General features: G+C 74.1%; 19 protein-coding genes. 7 read left to right on the forward strand and 12 right to left on the reverse strand.

What is annotated here, in order from left to right:
- Positions 1 to 30 precede the first annotated feature (30 nt).
- Complete coding sequence (gene dapD, locus ACI78R_RS03275) at positions 31 to 1,011, forward strand: 2,3,4,5-tetrahydropyridine-2,6-dicarboxylate N-succinyltransferase (RefSeq protein ID WP_457039652.1); 981 nt, start codon at positions 31 to 33, stop codon at positions 1,009 to 1,011.
- Between the two features lie 65 nt (positions 1,012 to 1,076).
- Here dapD and ACI78R_RS03280 read toward each other — a convergent pair whose 3' ends face one another.
- Positions 1,077 to 2,183 (reverse strand): alpha/beta fold hydrolase, encoded by a 1,107-nt coding sequence (locus ACI78R_RS03280; protein WP_457039653.1) that lies wholly within the window; start codon positions 2,181 to 2,183, stop codon positions 1,077 to 1,079.
- Positions 2,184 to 2,358: 175 nt separating this feature from the next.
- On the opposite strand from ACI78R_RS03280, the gene ACI78R_RS03285 reads away from it, so the two are divergent.
- A complete protein-coding gene (locus tag ACI78R_RS03285) occupies positions 2,359 to 3,051 on the forward strand; it encodes a hypothetical protein (protein ID WP_457039654.1) in 693 nt (230 codons plus the stop codon).
- Positions 3,052 to 3,055: 4 nt separating this feature from the next.
- Here ACI78R_RS03285 and ACI78R_RS03290 read toward each other — a convergent pair whose 3' ends face one another.
- The 3 genes from ACI78R_RS03290 to fdxA all read right to left on the reverse strand — a co-directional run bounded on the left by ACI78R_RS03290 (position 3,056) and on the right by fdxA (position 4,796).
- Positions 3,056 to 3,220: a hypothetical protein gene (locus tag ACI78R_RS03290; protein WP_175562784.1), complete on the reverse strand. Its 165-nt coding sequence runs from the start codon at positions 3,218 to 3,220 to the stop codon at positions 3,056 to 3,058.
- Positions 3,221 to 3,354: 134 nt separating this feature from the next.
- Entirely contained in the window at positions 3,355 to 4,473 is a 1,119-nt protein-coding gene (dapC, locus tag ACI78R_RS03295) for a succinyldiaminopimelate transaminase (protein ID WP_457039735.1), read from the reverse strand.
- Positions 4,470 to 4,796, reverse strand: a complete 327-nt coding sequence (fdxA, locus tag ACI78R_RS03300; RefSeq protein ID WP_073418760.1) for a ferredoxin — start codon at positions 4,794 to 4,796, stop codon at positions 4,470 to 4,472. The genes dapC and fdxA overlap by 4 nt, the downstream gene beginning before the upstream one ends.
- Positions 4,797 to 4,957: 161 nt before the next feature.
- Here fdxA and ACI78R_RS03305 point away from each other — a divergent pair, with 161 nt between their 5' ends.
- A complete protein-coding gene (locus tag ACI78R_RS03305) occupies positions 4,958 to 5,701 on the forward strand; it encodes a GNAT family N-acetyltransferase (RefSeq protein ID WP_457039655.1) in 744 nt (247 codons plus the stop codon).
- On the opposite strand, the gene ACI78R_RS03310 is transcribed toward ACI78R_RS03305, so the two are convergent.
- The 7 genes from ACI78R_RS03310 to ACI78R_RS03340 form a co-directional block, all read right to left on the reverse strand.
- Positions 5,674 to 6,096, reverse strand: coding sequence for a hypothetical protein (locus ACI78R_RS03310; RefSeq protein WP_457039656.1), 423 nt, complete (start codon positions 6,094 to 6,096; stop codon positions 5,674 to 5,676). The two genes, ACI78R_RS03305 and ACI78R_RS03310, sit on opposite strands and share 28 nt — an antisense overlap.
- Positions 6,093 to 6,989 (reverse strand): N-acetyl-1-D-myo-inositol-2-amino-2-deoxy-alpha-D-glucopyranoside deacetylase, encoded by an 897-nt coding sequence (gene mshB, locus ACI78R_RS03315; RefSeq protein ID WP_457039657.1) that lies wholly within the window; start codon positions 6,987 to 6,989, stop codon positions 6,093 to 6,095. Before mshB ends, ACI78R_RS03310 begins: the two co-directional genes overlap by 4 nt.
- Before the next feature lie 149 nt (positions 6,990 to 7,138).
- The gene (locus ACI78R_RS03320) at positions 7,139 to 8,290 is read right to left on the reverse strand and encodes an ABC transporter ATP-binding protein (RefSeq protein WP_457039658.1); all 1,152 of its coding nucleotides are present in this window, start codon (positions 8,288 to 8,290) and stop codon (positions 7,139 to 7,141) included.
- Complete coding sequence (locus ACI78R_RS03325; RefSeq protein ID WP_457039659.1) at positions 8,274 to 9,335, reverse strand: ABC transporter ATP-binding protein; 1,062 nt, start codon at positions 9,333 to 9,335, stop codon at positions 8,274 to 8,276. The genes ACI78R_RS03320 and ACI78R_RS03325 overlap by 17 nt, the downstream gene beginning before the upstream one ends.
- The gene (locus ACI78R_RS03330; RefSeq protein ID WP_457039660.1) at positions 9,332 to 10,303 is read right to left on the reverse strand and encodes an ABC transporter permease; all 972 of its coding nucleotides are present in this window, start codon (positions 10,301 to 10,303) and stop codon (positions 9,332 to 9,334) included. Before ACI78R_RS03330 ends, ACI78R_RS03325 begins: the two co-directional genes overlap by 4 nt.
- Positions 10,296 to 11,219 carry an ABC transporter permease gene (locus ACI78R_RS03335; RefSeq protein WP_457039661.1) on the reverse strand — a complete coding sequence of 308 codons (924 nt, stop codon included), beginning with the start codon at positions 11,217 to 11,219 and terminating at the stop codon, positions 10,296 to 10,298. The genes ACI78R_RS03330 and ACI78R_RS03335 overlap by 8 nt, the downstream gene beginning before the upstream one ends.
- A 144-nt stretch (positions 11,220 to 11,363) precedes the next feature.
- The gene (locus ACI78R_RS03340) at positions 11,364 to 13,022 is read right to left on the reverse strand and encodes a peptide ABC transporter substrate-binding protein (RefSeq protein WP_457039662.1); all 1,659 of its coding nucleotides are present in this window, start codon (positions 13,020 to 13,022) and stop codon (positions 11,364 to 11,366) included.
- Between the two features lie 352 nt (positions 13,023 to 13,374).
- Here ACI78R_RS03340 and ACI78R_RS03345 point away from each other — a divergent pair, with 352 nt between their 5' ends.
- Complete coding sequence (locus ACI78R_RS03345) at positions 13,375 to 13,545, forward strand: CsbD family protein (protein WP_073418752.1); 171 nt, start codon at positions 13,375 to 13,377, stop codon at positions 13,543 to 13,545.
- 60 nt (positions 13,546 to 13,605) lie between these two features.
- Here ACI78R_RS03345 and ACI78R_RS03350 read toward each other — a convergent pair whose 3' ends face one another.
- Positions 13,606 to 14,382, reverse strand: coding sequence for a (deoxy)nucleoside triphosphate pyrophosphohydrolase (locus ACI78R_RS03350; protein WP_457039663.1), 777 nt, complete (start codon positions 14,380 to 14,382; stop codon positions 13,606 to 13,608).
- Positions 14,383 to 14,442: 60 nt separating this feature from the next.
- Between ACI78R_RS03350 and ACI78R_RS03355 the strand changes: the two genes are divergently transcribed.
- The 3 genes from ACI78R_RS03355 (at position 14,443) to ACI78R_RS03365 (ending at position 17,402) form a co-directional block, all read left to right on the forward strand.
- The gene (locus ACI78R_RS03355) at positions 14,443 to 14,913 is read left to right on the forward strand and encodes an RrF2 family transcriptional regulator (protein ID WP_073418750.1); all 471 of its coding nucleotides are present in this window, start codon (positions 14,443 to 14,445) and stop codon (positions 14,911 to 14,913) included.
- Positions 14,914 to 14,945: 32 nt separating this feature from the next.
- Complete coding sequence (cysC, locus tag ACI78R_RS03360; RefSeq protein ID WP_457039664.1) at positions 14,946 to 15,485, forward strand: adenylyl-sulfate kinase; 540 nt, start codon at positions 14,946 to 14,948, stop codon at positions 15,483 to 15,485.
- 225 nt (positions 15,486 to 15,710) lie between these two features.
- The gene (locus ACI78R_RS03365) at positions 15,711 to 17,402 is read left to right on the forward strand and encodes a nitrite/sulfite reductase (protein WP_457039665.1); all 1,692 of its coding nucleotides are present in this window, start codon (positions 15,711 to 15,713) and stop codon (positions 17,400 to 17,402) included.
- The last annotated feature ends 37 nt before the right edge of the window (positions 17,403 to 17,439 follow it).

Genomic DNA, 17,439 nt, shown 5'->3' on the forward strand with positions numbered 1-17,439 from the left:
CGCGGGGCCGGGCCTGGGTAGCGTCGGGGGGTGACCTCCCCCAGCCGCTCCGCCGTCGCCGCCGGTCTCGCGACCGTCTCCGCCTCCGGGACCGTCCTGGACACCTGGTACCCCGCGCCCGCCCTCGGCGACGCCGGCGGGGAGTCCGGCACGCAGCAGCTCGGCGCCCTGGAGCTGGAGGCCGAGCTCGGCACCGAGTTCTCCGGCCTGGTGCGCAGCGACGACGCGCGCGGCGTCGAGGTGATCGGCGTCCGCACCGTGATCGCCCACCTCGGCGCCCCGCCGGCCGACACCCACGACGTCTACCTGCGGCTCCACCTGCTCTCGCACCGCCTGGTCCGCCCGCGCGAGGTGAGCCTGGACGGCGTCTTCGGCCTGCTGGCCAACGTCGCGTGGACCAGCGCCGGGCCGGTGCTCGCCACCGAGCTCACCCCCGCGCGCCGCGCCCTCCTGCGCGCCGCGCACGGCTCGCTGACCGTGCTGTCGGTGGACAAGTTCCCGCGGATGGTCGACTACGTGCTCCCCGCGGGCGTCCGCGTGGCCGACGCCGACCGGGTGCGGCTGGGCGCGCACCTGGCCGAGGGGACGACGGTCATGCACGAGGGCTTCGTCAACTACAACGCCGGCACGCTCGGCCCCTCCATGGTCGAGGGCCGGATCAGCGCGGGCGTCGTCGTCGGCGCCGACAGCGACGTCGGCGGCGGCGCGTCGATCATGGGCACGCTGTCCGGGGGCGGCAAGGAGGTCGTCTCCATCGGCAGCGGCTGCCTGCTCGGCGCCAACGCCGGCATCGGCATCTCGCTGGGCGACGGCTGCGTCGTCGAGGCCGGCTGCTACGTCACCGCCGGGTCCCGGGTCACGCTGCCCGACGGCTCGGTGGTCAAGGCCCGCGAGCTCTCCGGCCGCGACGGGCTGCTGTTCCGCCGCAACAGCGTCACCGGCGCGCTGGAGGCGCTGCCGCGCTCCGGCGACTGGGGCGCCCTCAACGCCGCGCTGCACGCCAACGACTGAGGAAGGACCCTCCTGCCCCCCACCACTCGCACGCTCGTGGCGGGCCCCTGCAGGAGGGCCACCGCTCAGGTGAGGTTCGCGGGCTCCGCGGCCGGGACGTCGAGGTGCTCGAGCAGCGCCACGACCGACTCCTGCGGCCGCTCCACGTGCGGCGAGTGCCCCACGCCGGGGAGCACGACCTCGCGGTAGGCGCCGCCGGACGCCGCGTACCGGTCGAGCACCGCACGGGTCTGGGTGACCATCGGCTGCGGCGGGCAGGCCTCCTCGCCGGGCCAGCCGGGCACCGCGCCGAGCTGGCCGAGGTAGGCCAGGTCGAACACCGAGGTGTCGGAGACGATCGCGTCGGCGTCGCCGCGCAGCCACAGCACCGGGGGCTTGACCGGCAGGTCGACGATGCCCGAGACGTCGAACACCGTCGGCGCCATCGTGTTGAGCACCCCGCGCGGGCCGGGCGCCGTCATCGGCCACGTCTCGCTCGCGACGGCGTCGCCCGGGTAGTTGTCCTCACCGGTGCGGGTGGACAGCATCGCGGCGACGAACACGTCCTCGAGCTGCGGGTCGATCGGCAGGGAGCCGGGGGCCACGTAGAACGAGCGCAGGATCGACCGGGGGCTGGTCGGGGCGGCGTCGGAGGTGTCGCCGGCGGCGAGCGCCGCCACGAACTCCGGGTTGGCCGCTCCCCCGCCCGAGCCCGCGCCGTCGGCGGCCAGCAGGCGCCCGTCGGGCCCGGCGGTGCCGCCGAAGCCGTACGGGGACACCGGCGCGACCAGCGCCACCGACGCCACCGTCGCCGGGGCGTCGAGCAAGTACTGCAGGACGACGCCGGCGCCCATACTCCAGCCGACCAGGTGCACGCGGTCGAGGCCGAGGGCGTCCACCAGCGCGGCGACGTCGTCGGCCCAGTCCCGCACGCCGCGGCGGGCGTCCACCGGCAGCGGGTCGGTGTCGCCGTAGCCGCGCAGGTCGACGGCGAGCACGCGGTGCCGGCCGGTCTCGTGCACGGTGCGCAGCGCGTGCTGCCAGAACAACGCCGAGCTCACGTTGCCGTGCACGAACAGCACCGCCTCGCCGGGGCCGGCGGGGTCGGTGCCCTCGGGGTGCAGGACGTTCTGGGTCAGGCGCGCGGTGGGCACCCGGGTGGCGGTCACCCCGGGGAGCAGGACGTCGGCCATGGCGGTACTCCTCGGGAAGGCGGGACTGGCGGCCACACGCTAGCGACGGCGGGCACGCGCTGGCGACGGCGGGCACGTGCTGGCGACGGCGGCCACACCGCGGGTGCACCAGGCACACCACGGGCCCCCGCGAGGTCCGGGGCCCGGCCGCGGAGCCGACCTAGAGTCGACGGCGATGACCAGCGCACGGACCGGCACCCGCCTCGCGGCCGAGCGCCCTCCGGCGAGGAGGGCGCCCGCCAAGAAGGCGCCCGCGAGGAAGGCGCCCGGCAAGCGCCCGCCGGCCAAGCGGCCCGCGGCGCGGCCGGCCGCCGCGACGCCGCCGGGCGGCAACCCGTGGGTGTGGCGGCACTGGTGGCCGGCGCTGCTGATCGGCGTCGTCGTGCTCGTGTCGGTGGTCTGGAAGGGCGACCGGCCGGCGCAGGTGACGCCGACGGCGCTGTGCACGGTGCCCTCGACGTCGGTGACGCTCAGCGGCGAGCAGTGGACCAATGCCCAGACGATCGCCGCGGTGGGCAAGGAGCGCGGGCTGCCCGAGCGGGCGATCGTCATCGCGCTGGCGACGGCGATGCAGGAGTCGACGCTGCGCAACCTCGACTACGGCGACCGCGACTCCCTCGGCCTGTTCCAGCAGCGACCGTCGCAGGGCTGGGGCACGCCCGCGCAGGTGCAGGACCCGGTCTACGCGGCCGGCCAGTTCTACGACAGGCTGGTACGGGTGCCGAACTGGGAGACCGGCGAGCTCACCCTGGTCGCCGACGCCGTGCAGCGCAGCGCCTTCCCGCTCGCCTACGGCCGCTGGGCCGACTTCGCCCAGTCACTGACCGTGGCGCTGCGCACGGACGACCGGACGCGCAACTGCGGCTGAGCGCTCAGGTCACCCGGCCGCGGCTCTTGCCGTGGAGCTCCGGGCGGTCGAAGGCGGCGGACACGCCGGCGGCGCCGGCGAGGCTGCGGCCGCGGTGCAGGCGCGCCTCGAGGGCGAGCAGCGCCACGAGGGCGGCGACGGGGACGAGCAGGAACACGACGAGGAACACGGCGGGGCCTCCCGGCCTGGCCGGGCGGGGTGCCCGGCGAGTGGGACCACCGTGTCGGTCGGCACTTGCGGGTGTCTGGCGGAGAACTGCCGCCGCAGTGCCGCCGGCTTGCAGGCGACTGGCAGCCGGCCCGTTCAGGCGGTGAGGCGCTCCGCGGCGGCGTCGATCCGCTCGTCGGTGGCCGTGAGCGCGAAGCGCACGTGCCGGGCGCCGGCGGGGCCGTAGAACGAGCCGGGCGCGGGCACGATGCCCAGGCCCGCCAGCCACTCGACCGTCGTCCAGCAGTCCTCGTCGCGGGTGGCCCAGAGATAGAGCCCGGCCTCGGAGTGGTCGATGCGCAGGCCCGCCGCCCGCACCGCGGCGGCCAGCCGCTCGCGCCGGCGGCGGTAGCGCTCGCGCTGCTCGTCGACGTGCGCGTCGTCGTCCAGCGCGGCGGTCATGGCCGCCTGCACCGGGCCGGGGACGAGCAGGCCGAGGTGGCGGCGCACCTCCCACACCCGGCGGACCAGCACCGGGTCGCCGGAGAGCAGCCCGGCGCGGTAGCCGGCCGCCGTCGACTGCTTGGACAGCGAGTGCACGGCCAGCAGGCCGGTGTGGTCGTCGCCGGCGACGGCGGGGTGCAGCAGCGAGCGGGGCTGCACCTCCCAGCCGAGGGTGGCGTAGCACTCGTCGGCGACGATCGGCACGCGGTGCGCGCGGCCCCAGGTGACCCAGGCGCGCAGCTCGTCGTCGGACAGCACCCGCCCGTGCGGGTTGCCCGGGGAGTTCAGCCAGACCAGCCCGATCCCGGCGGCCTCGGCCGGCGGGGCGTCGGCCCGCCGGACCGCGAGCCCGGACAGCACCGCGCCGACCTCGTAGGTCGGGTAGGCCACCTCGGGGATGACGACGGTGCCGTCGCGCAGGCCCAGCAGCGTGGGCATGAGCGCGACGAGCTCCTTGGAGCCGATCGTCGGGACCACCGAGGGATCGGCGCCCAGCGGGTCGGCCAGCGTCACGCCCAGGCGGCGCCGCAGCCACCCGGCCGCGGCGGTGCGCAGCTCACGGGTGCCCAGCGCCATGGGGTAGCCCGGCGAGTCGCCGGCCCCGGCCAGCGCGGTGCGCAGGACCTCGGGCGTCTCGTCGACCGGCGTCCCGATGGACAGGTCGACGATGCCGCCGGGGTGCTGCGCCGCACGGGCCCGGGCGGCCTCGAGGCTGTCCCAGGGGAAGTCGGGCAGCCTGTGGCCGGCCGCCGTCCCCGTCGTCGTGGTCAGTGCCCCTCGCCCTGGGGCGGGAGGGCCGCCACCAGCGGGTGGTCGTGGCCGACCTTGCCCGTCTTGGCGGCGCCGCCGGGGCTGCCCAGGTCGGAGAAGAACTCCACGTTGGCGTTGTAGAAGTCCTTCCACTTGTCCGGGACGTCGTCCTCGTAGTAGATGGCCTCCACCGGGCACACCGGCTCGCAGGCACCGCAGTCGACGCACTCGTCGGGGTGGATGTAGAGCATCCGGTCGCCCTCGTAGATGCAGTCCACCGGACACTCGTCGATGCACGCCTTGTCGAGGACGTCGACGCAGGCCTGGGTGATCACGTAGGTCACGGTGGGTCCTCCCGGGGGACGTGCGGGCAGCGCCCCGGCTCGGGGCCGGTCGCGCGCGGATCTGCCGATCAGTATGGCCCCGGCTCCCCGCGCCGGGCGCGACGGGTGCACCCGCCCGCCCCGGGAGGAGGAGGCCGCCGCCCACCCCGCAGGATCGGGGCATGGGACAGAGCCGCTCGCCGCTGGGGGTCGCCGACCTGGAGCGCCTGGCCGCGCGCGGCTGGCCCGCCCCGGAGGAGGAGCCGCTGGGCGGGTGGCTGCTGCGCGCCGGCGGCGGGTTCACCGGCCGGGCGAACACCGCGCTGGTCACCGGCGACCCGGGACTGCCGCTGCCGGAGGCCGCCGACGCCGTCGTCCGCTGGTACCGGGCCCGCGGGCTGCGCCCGGGTGCCGCGCTGCCCGGCGTGCAGGCCCGTGCCGCCGGCGCGGTGCTCGCGGCGGCCGGGTGGGAGCGCTCGGAGGACGTGCTCGTGCTCACCGCCCCGCTGGTGCCCGCCGGTGGGGCCGACGTCGAGCTGGCGCCCGCGCCGGCCGACGACTGGCTGGCCCTCTACCGGCCCGACGCCGACCCCGCCGCGGCCCGCGCGGTGCTGACCGGCGGCGGACGTACCGTCTTCGCCGCCGTCCGGCCGGAGCCGGGCGCGCCCCCGGTCGCCGTCGCCCGCGGGGTGGTCACCGGCGACTGGCTCGGCGTGAGCGCGCTGACCGTGGCCGAGGAGCACCGCCGTCGCGGGCTGGCGGGCACGGTGATGGCCGCGCTGTCCCGCTGGGGCGCCGCGCAGGGGGCGCACTGGGTGTACCTGCAGGTGTCGGCGTCCAACACGCCCGCGCGCGAGCTCTACCGCCGCACCGGCCACGTCGAGCACCACCGCTACCACTACCGCTGGGCGCCCGAGGCCCCCTGAGACGGCAGGGCCCGGCCCGTCCGGGCGGGAGTGGCCAGCACCCGGCCGACGGCGACCGCGGCCCCCACGACGCCGAGGCCGAGGAAGGCCAGCGTCACGGTGCCCAGCCCGCCGGTGCCGACGGCGACCAGGTCCCCCTCGGGCCGGCGGGCGGTGGCCGAGAGCGCGACGGCCAGCCAGGTGACCGCCGGGAGGACGGCGACCAGCCGCGACCCGGTCAGCCGGTGCGCGCCCTCGACCAGCAGGACGTTGCCGGCGGCCGCGGCGAGCACCGACAGCGGCACGAGCACGCCGCCGATCCGCAGCGGCAGCCAGAACACCTGGACGAGGGCCAGCCAGCCGGCGACGGCGACCGCGAGCACCGCCGCGCCGGCGAGCGTGGCGGCGCGGGTCATCCGGGCAGGCCGGCGAACAGGTCGTCCTCCCAGCCCTGCGGGCCGCCGCCCGCGGGACCGCGCTCGCCGCGCACCAGCCGGTAGTGCTCGGTGCCGAGCACCTCCTGGCCGAGGTTGTTCGACAGCGCGAAGAACGGACCGTCCACGGTGATCTGGGTGGCGTGCGCGCGCATCGCGGCGTCCTTGCGGCCCGCGTACGCCCGGCCGTCGACGGCGGCGGTGACCAGCTCGTCGGGGACGGCGAAGGGGATGTCGTCGATCTCGCCGAGCCGCTCGAACGGCGCGGCCTCCCCCAGCGCGGCCATCGCCTCGGCGCCCTCGCGCAGCACCGACCGCGGGGTGCAGCACCAGTAGACCTTGGCGACGTCCCAGGCCCCGCCCAGGTCGGGGCGGTAGCCGGGGTCGGCGGCGCGCTCGACGGCGGCCATGGCGACCCGGTGGGCCTGGATGTGGTCGGGGTGGCCGTAGCCGCCCTGCTCGTCGTAGGTCACGACGACCTGCGGCCGGACCTCGCGGACGACGGCGACCGCGTGGGCGACCGCCTCGTCGAGGTCGGCCCGCCAGAAGGCGCGCGGCTTGTCGTTGGCCGGCGTGCCCATCATCCCGGAGTCGCGGTAGCGCCCGGGGCCGCCGAGGAAGCGCCAGTCGGTAACGCCGAGGGCGTCCATCGCGGCGCGGAGCTCGGCGATCCGGTAGCCGCCGAGCTGGTCGGCGTGCTCGGGGGCCAGCAGTTCCAGCTCGGGGACGAGGACCTCGCCCTCCTCGCCGAGCGTGCAGGTGAGCAGCGTGACCTGGGCACCCTCGGCGGCGTAGCGGGCCATCGTGGCGCCGTTGTTGATCGTCTCGTCGTCGGGGTGGGCGTGGACGAGCAGCAGGCGTCGGTCAGCGGTCACGAGAGGTCATTGTCGCCTACCTCCCGAGCCCGCCACCGGGGTGTCGTGACCGGTGGCGGGCCCGGAGGGTCCCCGCCGGGTGCGGCGGCGGGGCCCAGCTCAGGCCGGGTACGGCACGTGGCCGCGGTGTCGTCCGGGAGGACGACGGATCACTCGGCGTCGACGGGGACGACCGTCCGGGCCTCGGCGAAGTGGCAGGCCGACGGGTGGCCCTGGCCGCGGTCGACCAGCGCCGGGGGCTCCTGGGCGCAGATGTCCTGGGCCTTCCAGCAGCGGGTGCGGAAGCGGCAGCCCGAGGGCGGGTCGGCCGGGCTGGGGACGTCGCCCTGCAGCAGGATCCGGTCCTTCTGGCCGCGCAGGTGCGGCTCGTGCAGCGGCACGGAGGACAGCAGGGCCTGGGTGTAGGGGTGCGACGGCGAGCCGTACACCTCGGCGTCGGTGCCCTCCTCGACGATGCTGCCGAGGTACATCACCGCGACGCGGTCGGAGATGTGGCGCACCACCGACAGGTCGTGGGCGATGAACAGGTAGGACAGGCCGAACTCGTCCTGCAGGTCCTCGAGCAGGTTGACCACCTGCGCCTGCACGGACACGTCGAGCGCCGACACCGGCTCGTCGCAGACGATGACCTCCGGCTGCAGCGCGAGCGCCCGGGCGATGCCGATGCGCTGCCGCTGGCCGCCGGAGAACTGGTGCGGGTAGCGGTTGACGTAGTCGGGGTTGAGGCCGACGCGGTCGAGCAGCTCCTGCGTGCGCTTGAGCCGGCCCTTCTTCGGGGCGACGTCGTCGTGCACGGCCCAGCCCTCGGCGACGATGTCACCGACGGTTATCCGCGGGTTCAGCGACGCGTACGGGTCCTGGAAGATGATCTGGACCTCGCGCCGGTACTCCTTGAGCGCGCGGCCGCCCATGCGGGCGACGTCCTTGCCCTTGTAGAGGATCGACCCGCCGGTCGGGCGCTCCAGGGCGACGATCAGCTTCGACACCGTCGACTTGCCGCACCCGGACTCCCCGACCAGGCCCACGGTCTCGCCGCGGCGCAGGGTCAGGTCGACGCCGTCGACGGCGCGGACGTGCCCGATCGTGCGCTTGAAGACGATGCCCTGCGTCAGCGGGAAGTGCTTCTGCAGCCCGCGGATCTCGAGCAGGGGCTCCCCGAGGGACCCGCGCAGCCCGCTCGGCGCCGGCTTGGCCAGCGTCGGCGCGCCGGGCGCGGCCTCGGTGGACGGGGACGACTTGGACAGGGACGACTTCGACAGGGACGACGCCGCGGTGGCGCCGTGCTCACTCGGCTGGGACACCGAGCACCTCCTCGCTGTAGTGGCACGCGGCCTCGCGACCCGGGACGACCAGCCGCAGCGGCGGGACGTCGGTCGCGCACTCGCGGCCGGGCGCGGCGTCCGCGCCGAGACGGCGGCGGGCGCAGCGCGGGTGGAACGGGCAGCCGCTGGGGATGTGCGCCAGGTTCGGCGGCTGGCCGGCGATCGGCCGCAGCCGCCCGCCCTTGGCCTCCACCTGCGGCACGGAGCCCATGAGCCCCTCGGTGTAGGGGTGGGACGGCTTGCTGAAGACGTCGTCGACGGTGCCCCGCTCGACGATCTCGCCGGCGTACATGACCGCCACGTTGTCGGCGACCTCGTTGACGACACCGAGGTCGTGGGTGATGAGGATCAGCCCCATCCCCGTCTCCGCCTGCAGGTCCTTGAGCAGGTCCATGACCTGGGCCTGGACGGTGACGTCGAGGGCGGTCGTGGGCTCGTCGGCGATGAGGATCCGCGGGTCCAGGGCGATCGCCATGGCGATCATGACCCGCTGGCGCATGCCGCCGGAGAACTGGTGCGGGTAGTCGTCGACCCGGCGGGCCGCGGCGGGGATGCGCACGCGGTCCATCAGCTCGATGGCCCGCTTGCGCGCCTCCTTCTTCGACAGCCCGCGGTGCGCGCGGAACATCTCGCCGATCTGGAAGCCGACGCTGTACACGGGGTTCAGCGAGGACAGCGCGTCCTGGAAGATCATCGAGATGCCCGGGCCGCGGATCTTGCGCTGGTCCTCGGCGGACATCTCCAGCATGTCCTTGCCCTGGAACCAGATGCCGCCGCCGTTGATCACCGCGGGCGGGGTCTCGAGGATCCCCATGATCGCCTGCGCCGAGACCGACTTGCCGGAGCCGGACTCGCCCAGGATCGCCAGGGTCTCCCCCGCCGCCAGGCTGTAGCTCACGCCGTTGACGGCGTTGACCACGCCGCCGCGGGTGCGGAACTCCACGTGCAGGTCGTCGACCTCGAGCAGCGGGGTGCCGGACGGGGCGAGCTCGCTGGTGGGCTTGGACAGGTCGAGGTTGGTCATGCGCGCTGCCTCGGGTCGAGGGCGTCGCGCAGGGCGTCACCCATCATCACGAACGCCATCACCGTCAGGGTCAGGATCAGGCTGGGGAAGAGCACCAGGTGCGGGGCGCTGCGGATCTGACTCTGCCCGGCCGCGATCTGCAGTCCCCATGAGATCGCGGGGCGCTGCAGGCCGACGCCGAGGTAGGTCAGCGTCGCCTCTGCGGCGATGAAGACGCCGATGGTGATCGTCGCGTAGACCAGCACCGGGGCGACGGCGTTGGGCAGGATGTGGCGCACCAGGATGCGGCGGCTCGACGCGCCCATCGACCGGGCGGCGGCGACGTAGTCGGAGCTCTTGACCGCGATCACCTGCGAGCGGACCAGCCGCATCGCCGTCATCCAGCCGAACAGCGCGATCGCGATGGCCACCGCGCCCGGGCCGCGGGAGTTGATGATCGGGATGCTCGTCGACGGCCCGACCCGGAGCAGCACCAGCGCGCCGAGGATGAGCGGCAGCGCGTAGAAGATGTCGGCGATCCGGGCCAGGATCCCATCGGTGAACCCGCCGAAGTAGCCGGCGATCGCCCCGACGATGACGCCGAGCACCAGCACGCCGAGCACGGCGGTGACGCCGATGATCAGCGAGTTGCGCGCGCCGTAGACGACGTTGGCCAGGTAGTCGCAGCCCTGCTGGTCGAAGCCGAACCAGTGCTGCGCCGAGGGCCGGCCCTGGGAGTTGGCCAGGTCGCACGAGCGCGGGTCGGCGCCGCGGGCGAAGACCTGCGGCACCACCGCCATCAGGAGGAAGAAGACGCCGAGCACGGCGCCGATCCAGAACAGCGGGTTGCGGCGGAGCTCGCCCCAGGCGTCGCTCCAGAGGCTGTTCTGCCGCTCCTTGGTGACGTCGACCGAGGGGCTGGCCAGGCCGGTGGTGGTGCCGGCCTCGACCTCGTCCTTGCGCAGGTCCAACTGCTGCTGGTCAGTCATAGCGGATCCTCGGGTCGAGGACGGCGTAGAGCACGTCCACGACCAGGTTGAAGAAGATGAAGAAGAACACCATCAGGGTGACGATGCCGACGACGACCGCGCCCTCCTGGGCGCGGATGGCGTTGAACACCTCCCGGCCGATGCCGGGGAGGTTGAACACGGACTCGGTCACGATCGCCCCGCCCAGCAGCGAGCCGATGTCGGCGCCGATGAACGTCACGACCGGGATCAGGCTGTTGCGCAGGGTGTGCCGGACGATGACGGTCCGGTTGGGCAGGCCCTTGGCGCGAGCCGTGCGCACGTAGTCGGCGCGCAGGTTCTCCGCGAGGCTGGTGCGGGTCAGGCGGGCGACGTAGGCCAGCGAGCCGGAGGCGAGCACCAGGCCCGGGAGGAGATAGCTGTAGAGCCCGTCGTTGGTCCCGGCGATCGGGAACCAGCCGAGCTTGAGGCCGAAGAGCAGCTGCGCGAAGAAGGCCAGCACCAGGATCGGGATCGAGACGATCAGCGTCGTCGAGACCAGGACCAGGTTGTCGAAGAAGCTGTTGCGCCGGATGCCGGCCAGCACGCCGGCGACGAGGCCGATGACGGCCTCGAACACCACGGCGGTGAGCGCGAGCTTCACCGTGACCGGGAGCGTCCGCTCGATGGTGTCCAGGACCGGGCGGCCACGGAAGTCGGTGCCCAGGTCGCCCTGGAACAGGCCCTTCATGTACTCCCAGTACTGGATGTACAGCGGGTCGTTGAGGTTGAAGCGGTCACGCAGCTCGGCGATGACGGCGGGCGAGAGCGGCCGGTCACCGCCCAGCGCGCGGATGGGGTCGCCCGGCAGGGCGTACACCATCGCGAAGATCAGGAAAGACGCGCCCAGCAGGACCGGGATGGTGAGCAGCAGGCGGCGCGCTACGTAGCGGCCCATGGTCCCCCTCGGGGTGTGTGCGCCGCAGCGGCGGGCGGCGCCGGTGTCCATCGTGCCGCAGGCCCGGGCACACGCGCCGCCGGGGGCGACCGTCCTGGTCGGACGGGCGCCCCCGGCGGGTGGTGCGGGTCCTGCGGGGTCGGGTCAGCTGTTGACCGTGACCTCGGAGGTGACGATCCGCTGGAACAGGTCCAGGCGGACGTCGGAGACGTTCTCCGAGGTCACCGACTGGATCTCGGTGAAGAACATCGGGGCCATCGGCATGGCCTCGTTGATGATGTCCTCGGCCTCCTGGTAGGAGGTCACGCTGTCCTCGGGGGTCGCGGCCTGGTCACCCTCGACGACCAGCTGGTCGACCTGCGGGTCGGTGTAGAACGAGTAGTTCGAGCCGGCCGGCGCGAGCGACGACGTCGTGAACAGCGGGGTGATGTAGCTGTCCGCGGCCGGGTAGTCGAAGCTCCAGCCGTACCGGAACGGGCCGGCGACACCGCGCGACTCGAGCAGCGGCAGGTACTCGGAGAAGTCGAGGTTGCCCTGCAGGACGTACTCGACGCCGATGTTCTCGCGCAGCTGGTTGCCCACGGCCTCCATCCAGGCGTCGTGGCCGGCGCCGGAGTTGAACCACAGGTCCACGGGCTGGCTGCGGTCGAAGCCGGCCTCGTCGAGGAGGCGGTTGGCCTCGTCGGGGTCGAGGGTGCAGTAGGTGCAGCTGCCCTCGCGGTAGCCGTCGACGACCGGCGCGATGAACGAGTCGGCCGGGGTGCGGGTGCCCTGGAAGATCGCCTCGGAGATGGCCCCCCGGTCGATCGCCATGGAGAACGCCTGCCGGACCCGCGGGTCGGAGAACCGCTGGTCGTAGGTCGGGAAGCTCAGGTAGGTGATCTGCGAGGACTCGGTCCGGATGAACCGGTCGCCGAACTCCGCCTCGGCCGACTCGATGACGTCGGGCGGGATGACGTCGACGATGTCGAGGTTGCCGGCCTGCACGTCGGTGTAGGCGGTGTTGACGTCGGCGTACACGACGTAGTCGACACCGTCGGCCTGCGCGGCGTCGTCGCCGGCGTAGTCCTCGTAGCGGGTCAGGCTGATGCCCTGGCCGGGGACGTAGTCCTCGGATGCCTGGAACGGGCCGTTGCCGATCGGGCGGGTGCCGAAGCCCTCGGGGTCGTCGAAGAAGGCCGTCGGCAGCGGGTAGAAGGAGTTGTAGCCCACGACCGCCGGGAAGTTGGAGAACGGCGAGGAGAGGGTGACCGTGAAGGTCAGGTCGTCGACGACGGCCAGGCCGCTCATCTCGGTCGCGGCCGGCTCACCGGTCGCGTTGCCCTCGGCGTCGACCGGGGCCTGCAGGTCGGCGTAGCCGGCGATCCGCGACAGGTAGGAGGCGGCGCCCTGGGCGTTGGGGCTGTAGGCGGTGTAGTTCCACGCGTCGACGAAGGAGTCGGCGTTCACCGGGCTGCCGTCGTGGAAGGTCCAGCCGTCCTTGAGCGTGACGGTCCAGGTGGTGTTGTCCTCGGACTCGATGGACTCCGCCACGCCGCTGTACTCGACCGAGCCGTCCTCGGCGTACTTGACCAGGCCGGTCCACAGCGAGTTGACGACCTGGTCGCCCTCGGACTCCGTGGTGTTGCCCGGCACGAGCGGGTTCTCCGGCTCGCCGATGTAGACGCTGAAGGTGCCGCCACCCTCGCCGCCACCGCTGCCACTGCCCGAGCCGCTGTCGTCGCTGCCGCCACAGGCGGACAGCAGCAGCGCACCGGACAGACCGGCCGCGACGAGCGCCGAACGGCGCTTGCTCAACTTCACGTGCGATGCCTCCCTCGTCCCGCGCATGCGGGGGGAACGGACTGGTCCATGCGCGCCCGGGCACGGAGGGCCGGGCGTGGCGTCCATCTGGTGAACACCCGGGAACTGTCCCGGGACGCCGCGAGCGACCCTAGGCACCCCCGGCGAGGAGCGTCCACGGCCGTCACCAAGTTGTGACTGATGCTCACGACCTGACGGCGCGCGATGCAAACGGCACGGTACGCCGCCCCCGTCACGACACGTGTTGCGGCCCCTCGGCGCTCATCCCGGAGGACTTCCGCCGAACGGGCGTCGGGGGTGTCAGCCCTGTACCAGCGGGTAACCGGAGGTCACCCGAGGAGAGGAGCTCACCGTGAGCGGGATCGACAAGCTGAAGAACAAGGCCCAGGAGCTGTCGGGCGAGGGCAAGGAGCGCGTCGGCGAGGCCACCGGGGACCGCGACCTGCAGGCCGAGGGTGCCAACGACAAGGCCGCCGGCAACCTCAAGCAGGCCGGCGAGAAGGTCAAGGACGTCTTCAAGTGAGCCGCTGACCCGGCCCTCACCCCGGGCGCCGTCCCCCTCGGGACGGCGCCCGTCGTGCGTCTACAGCCGGGCGAGCAGCGCCCGGACCGCGGGCAGCAGCGGGCGGTCGGCCGCGATCCAGTCCAGCGCCTCGAGGTCGGCGGCCCGCACCCACCGCAGCTCGCGGTGCTCGTGCGCGACCGGCTCGCCCCCGGCCAGGCGCGCCCACCACACCCGCAGGGTCGAGGTGCCCGGCGCGCCGCCCGCGACCGCGCCGTCGAGCGGCACCTCCCCCACGAACGCCTGCGGGACGACGGCGACCCCGAGCTCCTCCGCGCACTCCCGGACGAGCGCGGCCTCGTGCCCCTCCCCCGGCTCGACCTTGCCGCCGGGGAACTCCCACAGGCCCGCCAGCGCCCCCGAGCCGCGCTGGGCGACGAGCACCTCGCTCCCGCCGGCCCCGTCGCCGCGGACGATCGCCGCGCCCACCACCTGGACGACGTCGAGCGCCCGCACCGCGGCCAGCGCCGCGTAGCCGTCGAGGTGCCGGCGCATCGCGCGCAGCACCCGCCGGCGCAGCACCGCCCGGTCCACCAGCCCCCCGAGCGGCCCCGGCAGGCCCGTCTCCCAGGAGACCTCCTCCTCGACGACGGTGCCCGCGCCGGTGGCCGTGAAGGTGCGCGCGTGGGTGACCCGGCGCCGGCCGGAGTCCGGTCCTCCTGCGTACCGGTCGGACACCGGGCGGACCGACTCGACCTCCTCCAGCGGGAAGGGCCAGGGGCGCCCGAGGGCCCGGGCGACGTCGAAGGCGACGGTCAGCGGCGCGGCCACGACCGTGGTGAAGCGCAGCCGGTACACCCCGTCACCCTCGCAGACGGGGCAGGATGGGCCGTCCAGGCACCGTCGGAGAGGAACGCCGTGCGCATCACCGCCCGGGTCGACTACGCGGTCCGCGCGGCCCTCGAGCTGGCCGCCGTGGCCCCGGACGCGCTCACGTGCGACCGGATCGCGAGGTCACAGGGCATCCCCTCGCGGTTCCTGCAGGGCATCCTCGGCGACCTGCAGCACGCCCGGCTGGTCACCAGCCAGCGGGGCCGCGAGGGCGGCTACCGGCTGGCCCTGCCGCCCACGGAGATCTCGATCGCCCGCGTCATGCGGGTCGAGCAGGGCTTCCTCGCCGAGGTGCACGGCCAGCGCCCCGAGGACGTCAGCTACCCCGGCGTCGCCGAGGAGCTCGCCAGCGTCTGGGTGGCCGCCCGCGCGGCGTACCGGCGGGTGCTCGAGGAGGTCACCCTCGCCGACGTCGTCGCCGGGAAGCTGCCCGGGCACGTGGCGGAGCTCGCCGCCGTCGAGAGCGCCTGGCGGTCCTTCGGCGACGACCCCGCCTGAGCGGCGCGGCGCCGCTCGGCGAGACTCGCCCCGTGAGCAGCGCGCAGCACGGTGGCGTCACCGTCTTCCTCACCGGCCTCTCGGGGGCGGGCAAGTCCACGATCGCCGACGCCCTCGTCGCCGGGCTGGAGGCCGACGGCCGGCCGGTCACCGTCCTGGACGGCGACGTCGTCCGCACGCACCTGTCCAGCGAGCTGTCCTTCTCGCGGGAGCACCGCGACCTCAACATCCGCCGGATCGGCTTCGTCGCCGGCGAGGTGGTGCGGCACGGCGGCACCGTCGTCGTCGCGGCGATCGCGCCCTACGAGCAGGCGCGCGAGGAGGCCCGGGCCCTCGTCGAGCGGCACGGCCGGTTCGTCCTGGTGCACCTGGCCACGCCGCTGGAGGTGTGCGAGGCCCGCGACGTCAAGGGCCTGTACGCCCGCGCGCGGGCCGGGGAGATCGCCGGGTTCACCGGCATCGACGACCCCTACGAGCCGCCGGCGCGCGCCGAGCTCGTCATCGACACGTCGGTCACGCCGCTCGAGGAGTCGGTGGCCCGGATCCGCGCCGCCATGGACGCACCGGCCTGAGCCCGGCCGCCCCCGGTCGCCGGTGTGCGACCATGGAGTGCGTGACGGATCGCGGCAGCCTGCTCGTCGCGCGCCTGCACATCGACCTCGCCCTGGTCAGCAGCGCCGCCTGTCGCGCTGCGCGCTGACCACCAGTCCTCCCCCGCGGCCGTCGCCGCGACCCGACCTGGCAGCGCCCTCCGTGCGGGTGCGAACCGGCGCGGACGGCGCAGAGAGAAGTGCACCGTGTCCGCTCCTCCGCGTCCGAGCAACCGGCCCCCGCGTCGCGACACCCCGCAGCGCGGCCAGGGCCAGTGGGCGCTCGGCTACCGGGAGCCGCTGAACCCCAACGAGCGGATGAAGAAGGACTCCGACGGGCTCGAGGTCCGTCAGCGGATCCTCGACATCTACTCGAAGACCGGCTTCGACGGCATCGACCCCGGCGACCTGCGCGGCCGCATGCGCTGGATGGGCCTCTACACCCAGCGCGCCCAGGGCATCCCCGGCGGCAAGACCGCCGTGCTGGAGCCCGAGGAGCTCGAGGACTCCTACTTCATGATGCGGGCCCGCATCGACGGCGGGCAGCTCACCAGCGACGCGCTGCGCGTCCTGGGCGGCATCAGCACGGAGTTCGGCCGCGACGTCGCCGACGTCACCGACCGGCAGAACGTGCAGTACCACTGGATCCGCATCGAGGACGTGCCCGAGATCTGGCGGCGCCTGGAGTCGGTCGGGCTGTCCACCATGGAGGCCTGCGGCGACGTCCCGCGCGTCATGCTCGGCTGCCCGCTGGCCGGCATCCTCGAGGACGAGGTCCTCGACGCCACCGACGTCATCGCGGCGACCGTCGAGAAGTACGTGGGCTCCCCCGAGTTCAGCAACCTTCCGCGCAAGTGGAAGACGTCGATGTCCGGCTGCGTCGACCACTGCACCGAGCCCGAGATCGACGACGTCGCCTTCGTCGGCGTGCGCAACGAGGCCGGCGAGGCCGGCTACGACCTGTGGGTCGGCGGCGGCCTGTCGACCAACCCGATGTTCGCCCAGCGGGTCGGCGTCTTCGTGCGCCCCGACCAGGTCACCGACGTGTGGGCCGCCTGCACCGCGGTCTTCCGCGACTACGGCTACCGGCGGCAGCGCAACCGCGCCCGCATCAAGTTCCTCATGGCCGACTGGGGGCCGGAGCGCTTCCGGCAGGTGCTGCAGGACGAGTACCTGCACGAGGCGCTGCCCGACGGCCCCGCGCCGGCCCCGGCGAAGCACGACCAGCGCGACCACGTCGGCGTCAGCCGGCAGAAGGACGGCCTCAACGCCGTCGGCTTCGCGTTGCGCACCGGCCGCATCAGCGGCTCGCTGCTGACCACCATCGCGGGCCTGGCCGACGAGTACGGCCAGGGGCGCATCCGGACGACGACCCAGCAGAAGATGGTCATCCTCGACGTGCCCGACGAGCGGGTCGAGGACCTCGTCGCCGCGCTCGCCGAGCACGACCTGCAGGTGCGGCCGAGCGCCTTCCGCCGCGGCACCATGGCCTGCACCGGCCTGGAGTTCTGCAAGCTCGCGATCGTGGAGACCAAGCAGCACGCGCAGGACCTCTACGCGGAGCTCGAGAAGCGGCTGCCGGACTTCGACACCCCGATCGGGATCAACGTCAACGGCTGCCCGAACAGCTGCGCCCGCTTCCAGACCGCCGACATCGGGTTCAAGGGCTCGATGGTCCGCGACGCGAACGGCGAGATGGTCGAGGGCTTCCAGGTGCACCTGGGTGGCCACCTCGGCGTCGAGGCGACCTTCGGCCGCAAGTTCCGCGGCCACAAGGTGACCAAGGCCGAGACCGCCGACTACTGCGAGCGCGTGCTGCGGGGCTTCCAGGAGCGCCGCACCCCGGGCGAGTCCTTCGCGCACTACGTCTCCCGGGCCGAGGAGGCCTGGCTGCTGTGAGCGAGGGGGCCGAGGACACGGCGGGCCGGTCGGGAAG

The sequence above is a fragment of the Geodermatophilus sp. SYSU D01106 genome, from assembly GCF_054049995.1.